The organism is Streptomyces sp. NPDC057438 (genome assembly GCF_042802995.1).
Taxonomy (GTDB): Bacteria; Actinomycetota; Actinomycetes; order Streptomycetales; family Streptomycetaceae; genus Streptomyces.
In genome coordinates this window covers 1-17727 of sequence record NZ_JBHVDD010000032.1, presented here as the reverse complement: position 1 = coordinate 17727, position 17727 = coordinate 1, and the positions used below count along the sequence as shown (strand labels likewise).

Below are 17727 nucleotides of genomic sequence, written 5' to 3'. Positions count from 1 at the left end.
CGGACGAACGCACCACAGCCCACGTAAGTGAATTCCCCCACCGGGCAACGCCGGTGGTCCTCGCTAGGAGACTTATGGCAGAGCCGCGGCCCGTCCTGGAGATGACGGGCATAGTCAAAGAATTCCCGGGGGTACGGGCTCTGTCGGGCGTCGACTTCCGGCTCTTCCCCGGCGAGATACACGCTCTGATGGGCGAGAACGGCGCCGGCAAGTCCACCCTCATCAAGGTGCTCACCGGGGTCTACTCCCTGGACGGCGGAGAGATCACCCTCGACGGCGAGTCCGTCGGGTTCGCCAGCCCGCTGCAGGCGCAGCAGGCCGGGATCAACACCGTCTACCAGGAGGTCAACCTCTGCCCCAACCTCTCGGTGGCGGAGAACATCTTCATCGGCCGCGAGCCCACCCGCTTCGGCCGCATCCAGTGGAAGCGCCTGCGCCAGGAGGCCGCGGAGCTGGTCGACCGGCTCGGCCTCGACATCGACGTGACGGCCCCGCTGTCCTCGTACCCGCTGGCCGTGCAGCAACTGGTCGCGATCGTACGGTCGGTGGGCACCGGCGGCGAGGAGGGCAAGGGCACCAAGGTCCTCGTCCTCGACGAGCCGACGTCCAGTCTCGACCGCGACGAGGTCCTCGAACTCTTCCGGCTGATGCGGCGGTTGAAGGACGACGGCGTCGCCATCCTCTTCGTCTCGCACTTCCTCGACCAGATCTACGAGATCTGCGACCGCATGACCGTCCTGCGCAACGGCACCCTCGTCGGCGAGCACATGGTCAGCGAACTCGACCAGGTCGGCCTGATCCAGCTGATGATCGGCAAGGACCTGGACCAGCTGGAGGAACTGCACGAGCAGCAGCTGCACGCCGACGTCGGAGAGACCCTGCTGCACGCCGAGGGCCTCGGCCGCACCGGCGGTATCGCCCCCTTCGACCTGGACATCAAGAAGGGCGAGGTCGTGGGCCTCGCCGGACTGCTCGGCTCCGGCCGCACCGAACTCGCCCGGCTGCTCTTCGGCGCCGACCAGCCCGACAGCGGCAAGGTCACCGTGGGCGGCAGGCAGGTCCCGATGAACGCCCCGAACGACGCCATCGGCGCCGGGGTCGCGTTCTGCTCGGAGAACCGCAAGACCGAGGGCCTGGTTCCCGATCTGACGGTCCGGGAGAACATCATCCTGGCCCTCCAGGCGTCCCGCGGCTGGACCCGTCCCATCCCGGCCGCCCAGCGCGACGAACTCGTCGCCAAGTACATCCGGGCCCTCGACATCCGGCCCGCCAACCCCGAGGCCCGCGTGGGGCAGTTGAGCGGCGGCAACCAGCAGAAGGTACTGCTCGCCCGCTGGCTGATCACCCAGCCGAAGCTGCTGATCCTCGACGAGCCCACCCGCGGCATCGACGTCGGAGCCAAGGCCGAGATCCAGAAGCTCGTGGTGTCCCTCTCCGAGGACGGCATGTCCGTGCTCTACATCGCGGCCGAGCTGGAGGAGGTCCTGCGCCTCAGCCACACCATCGGCGTGCTGCGCGACCGCAAGCTGGTGGCGAAGCTGACCAACGGACCGGAGATCACCACCAGCCGGATCCTGGAGACCATCGCGAGTGGAGAACACGGAGACAACCAGTGAGCACCCCACCCGTGGCGACGACGGCCACGACCGGCACGGCATCCCGCTGGCGGGCGCTGACGCACCACCACCTGTTCTGGCCCGTCGCGGTCCTGGTGGCGCTGCTGCTCATCAACGTCCCCTTCACCCCCGACTTCTTCTCGATCAGGATGACCGACGGGCACCTCTACGGCAGCCTCGTCTCGATCGTGCTCTTCGGCTCGCCCCTGATCCTGGTGGCGGTCGGCATGACCCTGGTCATCGCCACCGGCGGCATCGACCTCTCGGTCGGCGCGGTCGTCGCCATCACCGGCGCCCTGACCTGCTCGTACATCAGTGACCAGGCCGACCAGAACACCCTGTCGGCGGTCTTCCTGGCCATGGGCATCGGCCTGGTGGCGGCGGTGGTCTGCGGGCTGTGGAACGGCTTCCTGGTGGCCCGGATGGGCATCCAGCCCATCATCGCGACCCTGATCATCATGGTCGCCGGCCGGGGCGTCGCCCAGCTGATCACCGACGGCCAGATCATCACCATCAACAGCGAGCCGTACAAGCTGATCGGCGGCGGCTACTGGCTGACGCTGCCCTTCTCCATCTTCGTCGTCGCGGCGGTCGTCGCCATCACGGTCGCCCTGACCCGCAGGACCGCCCTCGGCCTCCTCGTCGAGTCGGTCGGCGGCAACGCCGAGGCCAGCCGTCTGGTCGGCATCCGCTCCATGCGCATCAAGATCATGGTCTACGTCTTCTGCGCCCTCTGCGCGGGCATCGCGGGCCTGATGATCAGCTCCAACACCTCGGCGGCCGACGGCAACAACGCCGGTCTGTGGATCGAGCTGGACGCGATCCTCGCCGTGGTGATCGGCGGCACCTCGCTGCTGGGCGGCCGGTTCTCCATCGGCGGCACGGTCGTCGGCGCCCTGGTCATCCAGACCCTCACCACGACGATCTACACGATCGGCGTCCCCACCCAGACCAACCTGGTCTTCAAGGCCGCCGTCGTCATCGTCGTCTGCCTGCTCCAGTCCCCGAAGTTCCGCGCGAAGGTCTTCGGCGCCCGGTCCGGCTCCAAGCCCGGCGCGACCGGCGGCAGCACGTCGCCCGCGGCCCCGGCGAAGTCCGCCACCGCGCCCGCCGACGCGGCCCCGAAGATGGAGGTGTCGTGATGACCGCGACCACCAAGACCCCGCCGCCCCAGGACACCCTCGCGGCACCGACGTCCTCCTCCAAGGTCTCGGCGCTCCTCGCCGACCGGCGGCTGCCCGTCCTGGTGACCGCGGTCCTCTTCCTCGCGATGTACATCACGGGCCTGAGCCGCTACCAGAACTACGGCTTCGGCGAACCGCAGGTCTTCCTCAACCTGTTCATCGACAACGGCTACCTGCTGGTGGCCGCCGTCGGCGCGACCTTCGTGATCCTCTCCGGAGGCATCGACCTGTCCGTGGGCTCGGTCATCGGCTTCACCACGATGTTCACGGCCTGGCTGGTGGAGCGCCAGGGCCTGCCGATCCTGCTGGTCATCCCCATGGCCCTGGCCGTGGGCGCCCTCGGCGGCTTCCTGATGGGCTACGTGATCCAGAACTTCGAGATCCAGCCCTTCATCGTGACCCTCGCCGGCCTCTTCCTCTTCCGGGGCCTGTGCCTGGTCATCAGCAAGGAGTCCATCGCCATCGGCGACGAGACGGTCAGCAGCCTGGCGCAGGCGCAGGCGCAGCTGGGCCTCGGCTTCCTGTCCATCGGCGCGATCGTCGCGCTGGTGGTGCTGGCGGCGGCGTTCTACATCCTCCACTACAGCCGCTTCGGCCGGCGGGTGTACGCCATCGGCGGCAACGAGCAGTCCGCGATGCTGATGGGCCTCCCGCAGGGCGGTACCAAGATCGCCGTGTACACGGTGTCCGGCTTCTGCTCGGCGCTGGCGGGCCTGCTCTTCACCCTCTACATCCAGTCCGGCGACCCGCTCCACGCCACCGGCATGGAACTGGACGCGATCGCCGCGGTCGTCATCGGCGGCACGCTGCTCACGGGCGGCTCCGGCTATGTCATCGGCACCCTGTTCGGCGTCCTCGTCCTGGGCCTGATCAAGAGCATCATCCAGTTCGAGGGCACCCTCAGCTCCTGGTGGACGAAGATCGCCACGGGTGTGCTGCTGTGCGCGTTCATCCTGATCCAGCGGGCGATGACGGCACGCAAGAAGACCTGAGAGCGTCACCCGAACCGAAGGGGACGCCCGCCCGGGAACGGGCGGGCGTCCCCTGTTCTTTCGGGTCTCTGCCCGGTCGGCTGCCCGGTCGGCTACGCGCCGCGGCTCCGCGAACCCCCGCCCATCACCCGGTACATGCCGATCGAGCCGTGCGCGGCGGTGTCGGCGAAGCCGAACTTCTCGTAGAGGAAGCGGGCCGGACCGTCCGCGATCAGGGAGACGTACGCGGTGGCGGGTGCCCGGCGCTCCAGTTCCTCCGTGAGCGCGGCCATGATGCGCCTGCCGAGGCCGCGGCCCTGGTGGGCGGGGTGCACACAGATGTCGACGATCTGGAACGCCGTACCGCCGTCCCCGATGACCCGCCCCATGCCGATGGGCCGCCCCTCGTGCCGGAGCACCACCCCGTGCCAGGTGTGGGGCAGCGCGGACGCGACCGCTTCGGGAGCCTTGTCGGAGAGGCCCGCATCGGTACGCAGACGGCGGAAGACCTCGACCGAGGGCACGCCCACGCTCAGTTCGTAAGGGTCATTTTGGCTCTGCATGCATTACATGCTAGCGGGCGGCATGCGAGACCGGGCGGCCCTACGCCCCGACCATCCGCCGCAGGAGATCCCGCAACACCTCCCGCTCGGCCGCGCTCAGCCCCGCCAGCGGCTCCCGGGCGAAGTCCAGGGAGTCCCGCAGGCTGCCGGCCACCCGGCGGCCCTCCGCCGTCGCCGCCGCCAGCTTCACGCGGCGGTCGCCGGGGTCGGGGCGGCGTTCCACCAGGCCCCGGGTCTCCAGCCGGTCCACGATGCCGGTCACGTTCGAGGGCTCGCAGCGGAGCTTCTGGGCCAGACGGCGCATGGGGAGCGGTTCCAGGGAAAGGAGGCCGAGGAGCCGGGCCTGCGCGCCGGTGAGCGCGTGCTCGGCGGCGGCGTCCTCGTACTCCTCGTGGTAGCGGGCCACCACCGTGCCGATGAGTTCGACGACCTCCATGGTCAAGGGGTCGACGCGGGGGGTCGTCTTCTGCGTGGGCATGGGGTCGAGGTTACCTCTTTACTTGACAACATGAAATATTCAGGAGCATGGTTGTTTCAGACAGTGAAGTAACCGTGCGGTATGCACCACCGCTCGCACCACGCACCCGCAGGAAGGCACACCCCCATGTCCGACACCCCCGCCCTCCCCGCCACCAGCCGCGAATGGCACCTGCTGAGCCGCCCCGTCGGCTGGCCCAAGGACGAGGACTTCGCCCTGGTCGAGGCGGAGATCCGGCAGCCCGGCGCGGGTGAGGTCCTCGTACGGAACACGTACCTCTCCGTGGACCCGTACATGCGTGGCCGCATGAGCGACGCGAAGTCGTACGTCGCCCCGTTCGAGCTGGGCAAGGTCATGCAGGGCGGCGCCGTGGGCGAGGTCGTCGCCTCGGCGGCGGACGGCATCGCCGTCGGCGACCACGTGCTGCACTTCGGCGGCTGGCGCGAGTACGCCACGATCGACGCCAAGCAGGCGGTGAAGGTCGACCCGGACGCCGCGCCGCTCTCCACCTACCTCGGTGTCCTCGGCATGACCGGTCTCACCGCCTACGCGGGCCTGCTGCGGGTCGGCGCCTTCAAGGAGGGCGACGCGGTGTTCGTCTCCGGCGCCGCCGGCGCGGTCGGCAGCCAGGTCGGCCAGATAGCCAAGCTCAAGGGCGCCTCCCGCGTCATCGGCTCGGCCGGCTCCGACGAGAAGGTCAAGCTGCTCGTGGAGGAGTACGGCTTCGACGCCGCCTTCAACTACAAGAACGGCCCCGTGTGGGAGCAGCTCAAGGAGGCCGCCCCCGACGGCATCGACGTCTACTTCGACAACGTCGGCGGCGAGCACCTGGAGGCCGCGATCGGCGCGCTCAACCTGCGGGGCCGGGCCGTGATCTGCGGCATGATCTCCCAGTACAACTCGACCGAGGTGACCCCCGGCCCGCGCAACATGGTCAAGATCCTGCAGAACCGTCTGCGCGTCGAGGGTGTCCTCGTCGGTGACCACTACGACTTCCAGCCCCAGTTCGTCCAGGAGGTCGGCCCCTGGGTCGCCTCGGGCGCGCTCAAGTACCGCGAGACCGTCGTCGAGGGCATCGAGAACAACCTGGAGGCCTTCCTCGGCGTCCTGCGCGGCGACAACACCGGCAAGATGATCGTCAAGCTCTGAGCCCCTCCCCGTGACGGACGCCCGCTCGCGTTCGTTGCACATGACGGAGTCCGCACCCCTGGACGTGGGGTGCGGACTCCGTTCTCGTGTGCGGGGCCGGGCCGAGGGCCGGACGCGTGGCCCTCAGAGCGCCAGCGCCGCCGTGTGCACGGCCCGGACGAACCCCGCGTTCTCCGGCGCCGCCCCGCCCGGGAAGGCCATCCGGCGGCGGGTGTAGCCGTAGGCGAGGCCGGCGCGGGGGTCGGCGAAGGCCTGGGAGCCGCCGGCGCCGCTGTGGCCGAAGGTACCGGCGCCGAGGAAAGGGTGCACGAGTTCGGCGGTCGCCTGGAACCCGAGGCCGAACGCCTTGGGGGCGCGGGCCACCAGATCGTGGCCGACGGAGTGGATCTGGCCGAACTCACCGACGGTGTCGGGCTTCAGCAGCGGCGGACGGCCGTCCACCGTGCTGATGGCCGCCGCGTACATCCCGGCGAGCCCGCGCGCCGAGCCGACACCGCCCGCCGACGACTGCCCGCTCGCCCGCACGATCCGCGCGTTGGGGAAGTCCGTCAGCTCGCCCGGCTCCGGCACCTGGGAGTTGAACGCGATCGACGCCAGCGTGTGCGGCCCGCTCGGTACGGCGTCCAGCTCGGCCTGCTGTGCGGGCGTCGGCGTCATCGGCAGCACGCTCCGGAACCGTGGCTCGTGCTCGGCGGGCAGCCCCAGGTACAGATCGAGCCCGTACGGGGCCCGGACCCGCTCCTCGTACACCTCCTGCAGCGTGCGCCCCGTCGCCCGCCGTACGACCTCTCCGGTGAGCGCGCCGATCACGAGCGCGTGGTACCCGAAGGCCGTGCCCGGCCGCCAGAACGGGCGCTGGACGGCGAGGCGTTCGGCGATGACACGGTCGTCCGCCAGCTCCTCCAGCGTGAACCCGGCATCGGTGCCGACGAGCCCCGCGCGGTGCGCCAGCAGCTCCCGCAGGGTCACCGCCCCCTTGCCCTCGGCCGCGAACTCCGGCCAGTAGTGGGCGACTTCCCGGTCCAGCTCCAGCACACCGTCCTGGACGAGGAGCGCGACGACGAGATGCGCGGCGCCCTTGGTCGAGGAGAACACCCCGTACAGCGTGTCGCCGCCGGTCTCCGCGGGCCCCGCCCACAGATCCACGACCCGCCGCCCGTGCACATACGCGGTCAACTGCCCCTCGTAATCGGCCCGTTCACCGCCCACGAACACGGCGAACGCCTCACGCACCGCCTCGAAGCCCTCGGCCACCGTCCCCTGGACACCGACCGCCCGGGTCCCCTCACCCATACCCACTCCCTCTCCTCGACGCCACCCATCCCCCACCCGCTCCCCAACGCCCGCCCTACCTGCACGAATTCCCCCCGGATGCTGATCCTAAGAATCAATGGCTCTTGCCTAAACAGTTTAGGCAATTGCATAATCCATACAGTCGGCGTCGGTGGATGTCGTCGGTACAGGTCGAGTGAAGGACGGTCATGGCACGCGTGGGTCTCACCCCGGAGCGGCTCGCGCGGGCGGGGGCGGAGTTGGCCGATGAGATCGGGTTCGGGGCGGTGACCGTGTCCGAGCTGGCCCGGCGGTTCGACGTGAAGGTCGCGAGTCTCTATTCACATGTGCGCAACTCCCAGGACCTCAGGACCCGGATCGCCCTGCTCGCCCTGGAGGAGATGGCCGACCGGGGCGCCGCCGCGCTCGCCGGACGGGCAGGGAAGGACGCGCTGGCGGCGCTGGGGAACGTGTACCGCGACTACGCCCGCGCACACCCCGGCCGCTACGCGGCGGCCCAGCTGAGACTGGACCCGGAGGCCGCCGCGGCCAGTGCGGGCGGCAGGCACGCGCAGATGACACGGGCGATCCTGCGCGGCTACGACCTCACCGAACCGGACCAGACCCACGCCGTCCGGCTCCTCGGCAGCGTCTTCCACGGGTACGTCAGCCTGGAGTCGGCCGGCGGCTTCAGCCACAGCGCCCCCGACGCGCAGGAGAGCTGGGACCGGATCCTCGACGCCCTCGACGCCCTGCTGCGCAACTGGCCGGTCCCGCCCCCCGGTTGATCCACGCAGTGCCGCCCCCCACCCCACCGATCGTCAGGTAAGGACATGCCCGCGAACCCCGAGAACCCCAGCAGCCCCCACTGGATCACCACCCCCCTCACCGCCGACCTCGTGCACGGCGCCCTGGAGCTGGAACGCACCGAGCACGGGCTGCTGCCCCACCGGTTGCCGGCCCGGGCCCGCGCCCAGTGCACCGATCCGCAGCTGGCCGTGGTCGAGTCCCAGCCCTCCGGCGTACGCCTCGTCCTGCGCACCCGCGCCACCGCGATCGAACTGGACGCCCTGCGCACCAAGCGGGCCTACGTGGGCGCCCCGCCCCGCCCGGACGGCCTGTACGACCTCCTCGTCGACGGCCGGCTGACCGCCCGCGCGAGCGTGCCGGACGGCAACACCATCACCCTCGACATGACCACCGGCCGGTCCGAGCACCGCCCCGGCCCACCCGGCACCGTACGCTTCACCGACCTCCCCGAGGGCCTGAAGACGGTCGAGATCTGGCTCCCGCACAACGAGACGACCGAACTCCTCGCCCTGCGCACCGACGCCCCCGTCGAGCCCGCCCCGGACCGGGGCCGCAGGGTCTGGCTGCACCACGGCAGCTCGATCAGCCACGGCTCCGACGCCGCCGGCCCCACCGAGATCTGGCCCGCCCACGCCGCCGGCCTCGCCGGCGTCGACCTCGTCAACCTGGGCCTCGGCGGCAGCGCCCTCCTCGACCCCTTCACCGCCCGCGCCATCCGGAACACCCCCGCCGACCTGATCAGCGTCAAGATCGGCATCAACCTGGTGAACCACGACGTGATGCGGCTGCGCGCCTTCGCCCCCGCCGTGCACGGCTTCCTCGACACGATCCGCGACGGCCACCCCACCGCGCCCCTCCTCGTCGTCTCCCCGATCCTCTGCCCCATCCACGAGGACACCCCCGGCCCCAGCGCCCCCGACTTCACCGACCTCGCCGAGGGCCGGCTCCGCTTCCGCGCGATGGGCGACCCGGACGACCCCACCCCCGGCAGGCTCACCCTGAAAGTGATCCGCGAGGAACTCGCGGCGATCGTGGCCCAACGCTCCCCGGAGGACCCGAACCTCCACCACCTCGACGGCCTCACCCTGTACGGCGAGTCCGACACCGCCGGCCTCCCGCTCCCGGACGACCTGCACCCGGACGCCGAGACCCACCGCCTCATCGGCGAACGGTTCGCGAAGCTGGCCTTCGGACGGGAAGGTGCCTTCGCCCCCTGAGCACCCCGGACCCCGCGCCCGCGCTCCCACCGCGGACCGCCCGCATCCCGCTGGGTAAAATTTGCCCCATGCGCGATCTAGGGGTGGGTTTCCAGTATCTGGTGCAGGGCCAACGCTGGGTGGCCAGGCACGGCAGGCAGTACGGCTTCGGTCTGATCCCGGGCCTGATCACACTCGTCCTCTACCTGGGCGCCCTGGTCGCGCTCGGCGTCTGGGGCCCGGACTTCGTCACCTGGGCCACCCCCTTCGCGGACGACTGGTCCAGCCCCTGGGCCGGCCTCTTCCGCGGCCTCCTCACCGCCGTGCTGTTCGCCCTCGCCCTGGCCCTCGCGGTGATCACCTTCACCGCGGTGACCCTCCTCATCGGCCAGCCCTTCTACGAGAACCTCTCGGAGAGGGTCGACCGGGACGTCTCCCCGGACGGCACCGCACCGGAGTCCGGCCTGCCGCTGTGGCGGGAGCTGTGGATCTCGGGCCGGGACAGCCTCCGGATCGTCGTCCGGGCGCTCGTGTGGGCCCTGCTGCTGTTCGGCCTCGGCTTCGTCCCGTTCGTCGGCCAGACGGTCGTCCCCGTGATCGGCTTCATGGTGACCGGCTTCTTCCTCACCGAGGAGCTGACCGCCGTGGCCCTCCAGCGCCGCCGCGTCGAACTCCGCGCCCGGCTCGCCCTCCTGCACTCCCGCAAGATGCTGATCTGGGGCTTCGGCACCCCGCTGGGCCTCGCCTTCCTGGTGCCGTTCGTCGCCGTCTTCCTGATGCCGGGCGCGGTCGCGGGCGCCACCCTCATGGCCCGCGACCTGCTGGGTGAGGAGACGACCGACGAGGCCGAGCGCAACCGGGTCCCCGCGCAGAACGGTCAGCACGGCATGTTCCGCAAGCCCGAGGTCGGCGCCTGAGGCAGCCCCTCGGCGCCGGCACCCGGACCCTGCGTCAGTACCGCGTTCCCCCGGCCGCACCGGAACCGGCCGCACCGGAACCCGAGGCTGTGGCCTCCACCGCGACCGTCACGATCGCCCGCACCTGCGCGATGATGTCCAGCCGGTTCCGCACGAACACGGGATCGGTCACCGTCCCGGTCGCCGGGTCCGTGTTGCCGGCCCCGAACTGCAGCACGGGCGTGTGCACATGCCCGCCCGGCAGCGAGGCGCCGAGTCCCAGCCGGTCGCGCAGCAGCGTCGCCCGGTAGGCGATCTCGTTGGAGAGGTAGTCGCCGCCGCCCCCGGCCCGCGCGGTCGAGCCGGGCGTCGGCCCGTCCGGCCGTACGACCGCCGTCGTACCGCCCGCGGGGATCTCGGTGACGCTCGTGTTGTCGTACACCGGGAAGCGGCCCGTCTCCGCGGCGACGACGTCCGTGTACGGCAGGGTCGTGGTCGTCCACTGGGGCTGGGTGGCGGGGTCGGTCACCGGCACGGTCCCGGTGCGGCCGATGTTGTCGTTGTCGGCGAAGCCGCCGCGCCAGGCCCCGTTGGTCCGCTCGACGTCGAAACGCCCCACCCGGCCCTGGCTGACGGTCGCGAAGAGGTCGACCTGCGGCAGCCGCCCCCGCAGGGTGCGCTCGACCGTGCCGTCCGCGAAGTCCTGCCAGCGGACCGGGAAGACGGCGGTCTCGATGCGCGCGGGGCCGTCGGCGGTCCGGATCACCGTGCCGTCGAGGGCGAGGGCCGTGGCCCCGGACGGGTTGGAGATCCGCACGTCCCGGTCCAGCGTGAACGGATCGAACCCGGTGACGAGGACCCGCTTCATCCCCTTGCCGCCCCGGGGGTAGGTCAAAGAGTCCTGCCCCCGCGACGCCCGCTCCAACGCGCCGAGCAGGTCCGCCCTCTGACGGTCCGACAAGCCGAACTCCGGTTCCCAGCCGCGCACTTCCCGCGTCATCCCCAACCGCGCCCAGTACAGGGGCCGGTCGTCGTCCCGGCTGAGATCACCGCCCGCGGGCCCGCGCCCCTGCGCCCGGTCCACGGCCCGTGCCCACAACCGCGCACCCTCGCGTACGGCGATCCGCTCGGCCTGGGCGTACGACCGCGCCCCGGCCAGCGCCCGCCCGAACTCCGGTGCCACGGCGTCGAATCCGGACCTCCGCAGGATTTCCTGAGGGACGGCCCGGTCCAGCCGCTGTTCCTCGACGGTGCGGGCCGCCGCCGCGGCGGCCGAGGGGGAGGGGGCGGCGGGAGAGGCGGACGCGGGGGTGCAGAGACCGGCCAGCAGGGCCGTCAGGCCGATCGTCGCGCCGCGTGCCCGCCGGGAAGTCAGGGGGAATATCAAGGGACTCGGGGTCCTTCCGTCGCTGTCGTGCCGTGGGGGTGTCGCTCCGGACGGCGGCAGTATCGCGTGACGGGAGGGGTGTACGCCACGGGCACCTTCGGCCACCGTGACAGGCCCGGCGGTGCGCGCGGCCGGACTCAGCCCACGTCCTCGCCCAGCAGCGCCAGGAAGTCACCGAAGGCCCCCGGCATGTCCACGGAGCCCGGATCCAGCAGCCACTGGTACTGCAGGCCGTCCATCACGGCGACCAGCAGCGGCGCCGCCCGCTCCGGTGTGAGACCGCTCGGCAGCCGGTCGCCGTACTCGGCGCGCAGCACCTCCGCCATGGCCCCCCGCACGCGCCCGTACCGCTGCGTGAAGAACTCCCGCGCGGGATGGCCCTCGGTCACGCTCTCGCCCAGCAGCGCGGAGAAGGTCTGGACGATGCCGGGCCGCATGGCGTTGTACTCGACGAGGGAGCCCAGCAGATCGAGCCGCAGCGTGCTGTCGGGCAGGGCGTCCCAGCGGTCCCGTTCCTCCAGGACGGCGACGAGCAGCGCGTCCTTGGTGGGGAAGTAGTGCAGCAGGCCCTGCTGGGTCAGTCCGACGCGCTCGGCGACCGCCGCCATGCTCGCACCCCGGTAACCGCGCTCGGCGATCACCTCCAGGGTCGCCAGCACGATCTCCGCGCGCCGCTCCTCGCCCCTGACGCCCCTGGTCCTGCTGGTGCCGCTCATGGCGTCACCGTACGGCATCCGGTCCCGCCGGCGGAGAGGAAAAGTCACGGCAGGATCACGGAACCTACCGCTCTACAGGTGATCGATGCACGATGAAGGTGACGATCGGACTCGACGAGGAGGCACCGCGATGGCGGCAACCCCGGGCACCCGCCCCACCCCGGCCGACGAGGCGCGCGAAGCGGCCGTGGACAAGGCCCTGGCCGGACTGGACCTCGACGCCAAGGCGAGGCTGCTCTCCGGACAGGACATGTGGACCCTGCCCGCGCTCCCCGAGATCGGCCTCGCCTCCCTCGTCATGTCCGACGGCCCCATCGGGGTACGCGGGGTGCGCTGGACCGCCGACGACCCGTCCGTCGCGCTGCCGTCCCCGACCGCCCTCGCGGCCACCTGGGACCCCGAACTCGCCCGCCGCACAGGGGTGTTGCTGGCCCAGGAGGCCCGCCGCAAGGGCGTCCACGTCCTCCTCGCCCCCACGGTCAACCTGCACCGTTCGCCGCTGGGCGGTCGCCACTTCGAGGCGTACAGCGAGGACCCGTACCTCACCGGGGAGATCGGCTCGGGCTATGTGACCGGCGTCCAGGCCGGCGGGGTCGGCACGACCGTCAAGCACTTCGTCGCCAACGACGCCGAGACCGACCGCTTCACCGTGAACAACCTGGTCTCCGCCCGCGCCCTGCGCGAGCTGTACCTGGCCCCCTTCGAGGCGATCGTGGCGAACGCCCGTCCCTGGGGCATCATGACCGCCTACAACCAGGTCAACGGCTCCACGATGACCGAGCACCGCTACCTCGTGAACGAGGTCCTGCGCGGCGAGTGGGGCTTCGACGGCTTCAACGTCTCCGACTGGCTGGCCGCCCGCTCCACGACCGGCGCCCTCGCCGGCGGACTCGACGTCGCCATGCCCGGCCCGGTGACCGTCTACGGCGCGCCCCTGGCGGCCGCCGTCCGCGCCGGCGAGGTCGCGGTGTCCGTCCTCGACGAGGCGGTCCGCCGGGTCCTGCGCCTGGCCGCCCGCGTCGGCATCCTGGAGGGCGCCGCCCCGGTCGTCACCGAACCGCCCGCCCCCGTCGACGGCGAGGCCCTGGCCCGCGAGATCGCCCGCCGCTCCTTCGTCCTGGTCCGCAACGACGTACGGGACGGCCGGGCGGCCCTGCCCCTGGAGCAGGGGGCGAAGGTCGCCCTCATCGGGGCCGCGGCCCGCGACGCCCGGGTCCTCGGCGGCGGCTCCGCCACGGTCTTCCCCACCCGAGTCGTCTCCCCCCTCGACGGCCTGACCGCCGCGCTCCCCGAGGGCGCGCTCACCTACTCCGTGGGCGCGGACCCCAACGAGGAACTGGCCGTCGCCGACAAGGGATTCACGCTCCAGGCCGTCTGCCGTGACACCTCGGGCACGGTCATCGGCACCCGCTCCGCCCCCAACGGCCACATCCAGTGGATGGGGTCGGACCTGCCCGACGGTGTCACCCACCGCACCCTGCACACCGTCGAGGTGACCGGCACCCTCACCCCGCGCGAGACCGGCACGCACACCTTCGGCATCAAGGGCCTCGGCGCCTACACCCTCACCGTCGACGGCACCACCCACTTCGACGGGGTCCGGACCACCGACACGGACGACCCCTTCGTGTCGTTCTTCGGCGCCCCCGTCCCCCTGGCCCGGGTCGAACTGACCGAGGGCACCCCGGTGCAGGTGTCACTCACCCATGTCGTGGAGCCGGCCCCCGACGCCCCCATCACGATGCTCGCCTTCTCGCTCTGCCACCAGGGACCGCAGCGCGACCCCGACGACCTGATCGCCGAGGCCGTCGAGGCCGCCCGCGCGGCCGACACGGCCGTCGTCGTGGTCGCCACCACCGAACGGGTCGAGTCCGAGGGCTTCGACCGCAAGGACCTCCGCCTCCCCGGCCGCCAGGACGACCTGGTCCGCGCGGTGGCCGCGGCCAACCCCGCGACGGTCGTGGTCGTCAACGCGGGCTCCCCGGTGGAACTCCCCTGGCGCGAGGACGTCGCCGCCGTCCTCCTCACCTGGTTCCCCGGCCAGGAGGGCGGCGCCGCCCTCGCCGACGTCCTCACCGGCGCCCACGAGCCCGGCGGCCGCCTCCCCACCACCTGGGGCTCCCTCCCGGACGCCCCCGTCACCCGGGTCACCCCGACCGCCGGCGAACTCACCTACGACGAGGACGTCCTCATCGGCTACCGCGCCTGGGACAAGCACTCCGCGACACCCTCGTACCCCTTCGGCCACGGCCTCGGCTACACCGACTGGACGTACGAGTCCCTCGACGTCTCCGGCACGACGGCGACGGTACGCGTCCGCAACACGGGCACCCGCGAGGGCCGCGAGACCGTCCAGCTCTACGTGGCGCCCGCCACCCCGGACGAGAACCGCCCGACCCGCTGGCTGGCGGGCTTCGCGACGGTCGAGGCGGCCCCGGGCGAGACGAGGGAGGTGACCGTCCCACTCCCGCCCCGGGCCTTCGAGATCTGGGACGAGACGACCGGCTCATGGACGTACGTGCGGGGTTCGTACGAGCTGGCGGCAGGCCGCTCCCTGGCCGACCGCCGGGTCACGGCCCCGCTGGAGGTGTAGGGCGGCCTACGAACGCACCCCGAACCCGTAGACCGTCTCCGACCGGTAGACGCCGCCCGGCCGCAGCTCCGTACTCGGGAACCGCGGCCGGTTCGGCGAGTCCGGAAAGTGCTGCGTCTCCAGCGCGACCCCGGCCCCGGGCCCGAAGGGCCCCTCCAGGTGATCCGCCGTGTAGAGCTGCATCCCCGGCTCGGTCGTCGCCACGCTCAGCACCCGCCCCGACTCCGGCTCCCACAGCTCGGCCACCGCCTCCGCGCCCTGCGAGACCCCCTTGTCGAGCACGAAGTTGTGGTCGTACCCGCTCCCCACCTTCCGGCCCGAGCGGAAGTCGAACCGCGTCCCCCTGACCTCCGCCGGCTCGCCGGCCGGAATCCGATCCGCGTCCACCGGCGTCACCCGGGAGGCGGCGATCCTCAGCTCGTGCCCACCGGCGCTTCCCGAGGCGGCCCCGCCCAGGTTCCAGTACGAGTGATTGGTCAGGTTCACCACCGTCGGCGCGTCCGTGACCGCCTCGTACGCGATCCGCAGCGCGCTCCCGTCCTCCGCCAGCGTGTACGTGGCGGACACCTCCAGACGCCCGGGAAAACCCTCCTCGCCGTCCGGACTCACCCGCGTCAGCCGGACCCCGGCCCCGCCCGCGACCCCCTCGGCCTCCCACACCCGCTTGTCGAAGCCGCGGGAGCCACCGTGCAGCGAGTTCGGCGGGTCGTTGCGCTCCAGCGCGTACACCCGCCCGTCGAGGGTGAACCGGCCCCCTGCGATCCGGTTGGCGTACCGTCCCACGAGCGCCCCGTAGAACGGCCCTTGACGACGGAGGTACCCGTCGAGGCCGGGGAAGCCCAACACCACGTCCGCCGACCGCCCGTGACGGTCCGGCACCTCCACCGACTGCACGATCCCGCCGTACGTCAGGACCCGCACCCGGGTGCCGCCCCGCTCCAGCGTCCAGCGGTGCACGGGCGCGCCGTCCGGAAGCGTGCCGAAGTGTTCACTCATGAGCGAAACCCTAGGTCACGGCAGAATCGCAGGTCACGCGCCCTTCCTGCTGATGATCCGGTAGGCGATCTCGGCCAGCCGCGCCTGTCCGTCCACGCTCGGGTGGAACCAGTCCCACTGGCTGAGCTGGGTCTGTCCGAAGCGGTAGTCGAAGACGGCGCCCCCGTCGTGACGGCAGTGGCGGTCCTTCTCGCACACCTCGCGCAGCACGTCGTTGTACGCCTCCACCCGGTCCTGGACGGCGTCGCGCCGCTCGCCCGCCGCCGTGGTGAGGAGGTCGGGGTCGGCCAGCATGGACGGGCAGATGCCCAGCTTCCAGACCTGCTTGCCGACCGGGCTCGAACGGCCCTCGGACCACAGCCGCTTCAGGTCCGGCACACTCGCCACGAACACCTGCGCCTTCGGCAGGCTGTCCCGCAGGGTGGCCATCGCGTCCTCGAAGTCGGCGCGGAAGTCGGCGACCGGGGTCATGGCGGCCGCGGTCGCCCGGCACGCGTCGTTCGCGCCGATCATCACCGTGACCAGCTCCGGCTCACGGGCGACCGCCCGCGCCATCTGACTCGGCAGATCGGCCATCCGGGCCCCGGTCACCGCGTAGTTCCAGCTCTGCCGCGCCGCCCCGGACTTACCCAGCAGCCGTACGGCCAGACTGTCGACGGAGGCCTTCGTCCCCGTCGCCCAGGACACCTCGGGGCAGTCGGAGAGCACCTGGCACGCGTCGAAGCCCCGGGTGATGGAGTCCCCGACGGCGGCCAGCGACCCGGGGGTGCTGTCCCAGGCGGGGGTGGGCGAGGCGGAGGGCTTCGCCCGCGGTCCCGTCCCTTCGGGGCCGGGGGAGTCGCCACCGGTGGCATCACACCCCGACACGCCGAGCAGGACCGCCGCCAAGGCCGCGCCGAACACCGCCCTCGAACGGTGGCGTCGCTTCCGCATCCCCTGGTCCCCTCGGTCGGTCCGCACGTACAAGCTCCCACCATGACAACGCGCGGGAGTTCCCGGGAACGGCAGGCCGTGGGTCCGATGCGACAGAAGGCGGAACCGTTCCATCCGCACAGGCGTCCCCCCGGGTGAAACAGCTCCGCATCCTGGCGCCTGCTCCGACGGTACGTCACACTCCTTGCCCCGCCGCACGGTAGCCTCGCCACGTGGCCGCCCGGCCACCGCTGATCCGCCGAATCGCAAACCGTCCTGCTCTGTGGAGGCCCAGGTGACGACACGTGGAGTCCTGTACGTGCACTCCGCGCCGCGTGCGCTGTGCCCGCACGTGGAGTGGGCCGTCGCGGGCGTTCTGGGGACCCGCGTGAACCTCGACTGGATCCGCCAGCCGGCCGCCCCCGGCACCTGGCGCTCCGAGTTCTCCTGGCAGGGCCGGGCCGGCACCGCCTCCACGCTCGCCTCCGCACTGCGCGGCTGGCACCTCCTGCGCTTCGAGGTCACCGCCGAGCCCTGCGCCACCGCCGAGGGCGAGCGTTACAGCTGCACCCCCGAGCTCGGCATCTTCCACGCCGTCACCGGGATCCACGGCGACATCCTCATCCCCGAGGACCGTCTCCGGGCCGCCCTGACCCGCTCCCAGCGCGGCGAGACCGACCTGGAGGCCGAGATCGCCAAGCTCCTCGGCAAGCCCTGGGACGACGAGCTGGAGCCGTTCAGATACGCGGGCGAGGGCGCCCCGGTCCGCTGGCTCCACCAGGTGGTGTGACGGCGCCCTTCCAGGAGCCGGGATTCTGTGGGTCTCGGCTTTCAGGGGGCGCGGGGCTGTGTCTGCGTGCGGCTCCGCCGCGTGGGCGCGAGAAGCCCCCCCCCCCCCCCCCCCCCCCCCCCCAACCCCCCGGCCCCCGGGCGCCGCCTGGCGCCGCGCGCGCCCGCGCCCCCCCGCGCCACACAAACAGCCGGGAGC

16 protein-coding genes are annotated in these 17727 nt (G+C 71.9%); 9 read left to right on the top strand and 7 right to left on the bottom strand.

The window, feature by feature from the left end:
* Positions 1-74 precede the first annotated feature (74 nt).
* Genes ACFU5F_RS19430 through yjfF form a run of 3 tightly spaced genes read left to right on the top strand, consistent with a single transcriptional unit; the run spans position 75 to position 3792 of the window.
* Entirely contained in the window at positions 75-1616 is a 1542-nt protein-coding gene (locus tag ACFU5F_RS19430) for a sugar ABC transporter ATP-binding protein (protein ID WP_383888525.1), read from the top strand.
* An 11-nt stretch (positions 1617-1627) separates the two neighbouring features.
* Complete coding sequence (locus ACFU5F_RS19425; RefSeq protein WP_383888685.1) at positions 1628-2758, top strand: ABC transporter permease; 1131 nt, start codon at positions 1628-1630, stop codon at positions 2756-2758.
* Positions 2758-3792, top strand: coding sequence for a galactofuranose ABC transporter, permease protein YjfF (gene yjfF / locus ACFU5F_RS19420; protein WP_383888522.1), 1035 nt, complete (start codon positions 2758-2760; stop codon positions 3790-3792). Before ACFU5F_RS19425 ends, yjfF begins: the two co-directional genes overlap by 1 nt.
* Before the next feature lie 92 nt (positions 3793-3884).
* On the opposite strand, the gene ACFU5F_RS19415 is transcribed toward yjfF, so the two are convergent.
* Both ACFU5F_RS19415 and ACFU5F_RS19410 read right to left on the bottom strand, forming a co-directional pair.
* On the bottom strand, positions 3885-4334 hold the full coding sequence (locus ACFU5F_RS19415) for a GNAT family N-acetyltransferase (protein ID WP_383888520.1): 450 nt from the start codon (positions 4332-4334) through the stop codon (positions 3885-3887).
* A gap of 40 nt (positions 4335-4374) precedes the next feature.
* Positions 4375-4812 carry a MarR family winged helix-turn-helix transcriptional regulator gene (locus ACFU5F_RS19410; protein WP_383888517.1) on the bottom strand — a complete coding sequence of 146 codons (438 nt, stop codon included), beginning with the start codon at positions 4810-4812 and terminating at the stop codon, positions 4375-4377.
* Between the two features lie 126 nt (positions 4813-4938).
* Between ACFU5F_RS19410 and ACFU5F_RS19405 the strand changes: the two genes are divergently transcribed.
* Entirely contained in the window at positions 4939-5961 is a 1023-nt protein-coding gene (locus ACFU5F_RS19405) for an NADP-dependent oxidoreductase (RefSeq protein WP_383888514.1), read from the top strand.
* A 123-nt stretch (positions 5962-6084) separates the two neighbouring features.
* Here the strand turns inward: ACFU5F_RS19405 and ACFU5F_RS19400 are convergent, their stop codons facing one another.
* The gene (locus tag ACFU5F_RS19400) at positions 6085-7254 is read right to left on the bottom strand and encodes a serine hydrolase domain-containing protein (RefSeq protein WP_383888511.1); all 1170 of its coding nucleotides are present in this window, start codon (positions 7252-7254) and stop codon (positions 6085-6087) included.
* 188 nt (positions 7255-7442) lie between these two features.
* Between ACFU5F_RS19400 and ACFU5F_RS19395 the strand changes: the two genes are divergently transcribed.
* The 3 genes from ACFU5F_RS19395 to ACFU5F_RS19385 all read left to right on the top strand — a co-directional run bounded on the left by ACFU5F_RS19395 (position 7443) and on the right by ACFU5F_RS19385 (position 10156).
* Positions 7443-8021 carry a TetR/AcrR family transcriptional regulator gene (locus tag ACFU5F_RS19395; protein WP_383888508.1) on the top strand — a complete coding sequence of 193 codons (579 nt, stop codon included), beginning with the start codon at positions 7443-7445 and terminating at the stop codon, positions 8019-8021.
* Between the two features lie 45 nt (positions 8022-8066).
* Complete coding sequence (locus tag ACFU5F_RS19390) at positions 8067-9260, top strand: GDSL-type esterase/lipase family protein (protein WP_383888505.1); 1194 nt, start codon at positions 8067-8069, stop codon at positions 9258-9260.
* Between the two features lie 68 nt (positions 9261-9328).
* Positions 9329-10156 (top strand): EI24 domain-containing protein, encoded by an 828-nt coding sequence (locus ACFU5F_RS19385; RefSeq protein WP_383888502.1) that lies wholly within the window; start codon positions 9329-9331, stop codon positions 10154-10156.
* A 34-nt stretch (positions 10157-10190) separates the two neighbouring features.
* Here the strand turns inward: ACFU5F_RS19385 and ACFU5F_RS19380 are convergent, their stop codons facing one another.
* Together ACFU5F_RS19380 and ACFU5F_RS19375 are read right to left on the bottom strand one after the other, a co-directional pair.
* Positions 10191-11510, bottom strand: a complete 1320-nt coding sequence (locus tag ACFU5F_RS19380) for a pyroglutamyl peptidase (protein WP_383888682.1) — start codon at positions 11508-11510, stop codon at positions 10191-10193.
* Positions 11511-11659: 149 nt separating this feature from the next.
* Positions 11660-12256: a TetR/AcrR family transcriptional regulator gene (locus tag ACFU5F_RS19375; protein WP_383888679.1), complete on the bottom strand. Its 597-nt coding sequence runs from the start codon at positions 12254-12256 to the stop codon at positions 11660-11662.
* Positions 12257-12368: 112 nt separating this feature from the next.
* Here ACFU5F_RS19375 and ACFU5F_RS19370 point away from each other — a divergent pair, with 112 nt between their 5' ends.
* Entirely contained in the window at positions 12369-14831 is a 2463-nt protein-coding gene (locus ACFU5F_RS19370; protein ID WP_383888500.1) for a glycoside hydrolase family 3 protein, read from the top strand.
* A gap of 6 nt (positions 14832-14837) precedes the next feature.
* Here the strand turns inward: ACFU5F_RS19370 and ACFU5F_RS19365 are convergent, their stop codons facing one another.
* Entirely contained in the window at positions 14838-15827 is a 990-nt protein-coding gene (locus ACFU5F_RS19365; protein ID WP_383888497.1) for an aldose epimerase family protein, read from the bottom strand.
* Positions 15828-15860: 33 nt separating this feature from the next.
* Positions 15861-16760: an SGNH/GDSL hydrolase family protein gene (locus ACFU5F_RS19360; protein WP_383888494.1), complete on the bottom strand. Its 900-nt coding sequence runs from the start codon at positions 16758-16760 to the stop codon at positions 15861-15863.
* 274 nt (positions 16761-17034) lie between these two features.
* On the opposite strand from ACFU5F_RS19360, the gene ACFU5F_RS19355 reads away from it, so the two are divergent.
* Complete coding sequence (locus tag ACFU5F_RS19355) at positions 17035-17529, top strand: DUF3145 domain-containing protein (RefSeq protein WP_383888491.1); 495 nt, start codon at positions 17035-17037, stop codon at positions 17527-17529.
* Positions 17530-17727: the final 198 nt, after the last annotated feature.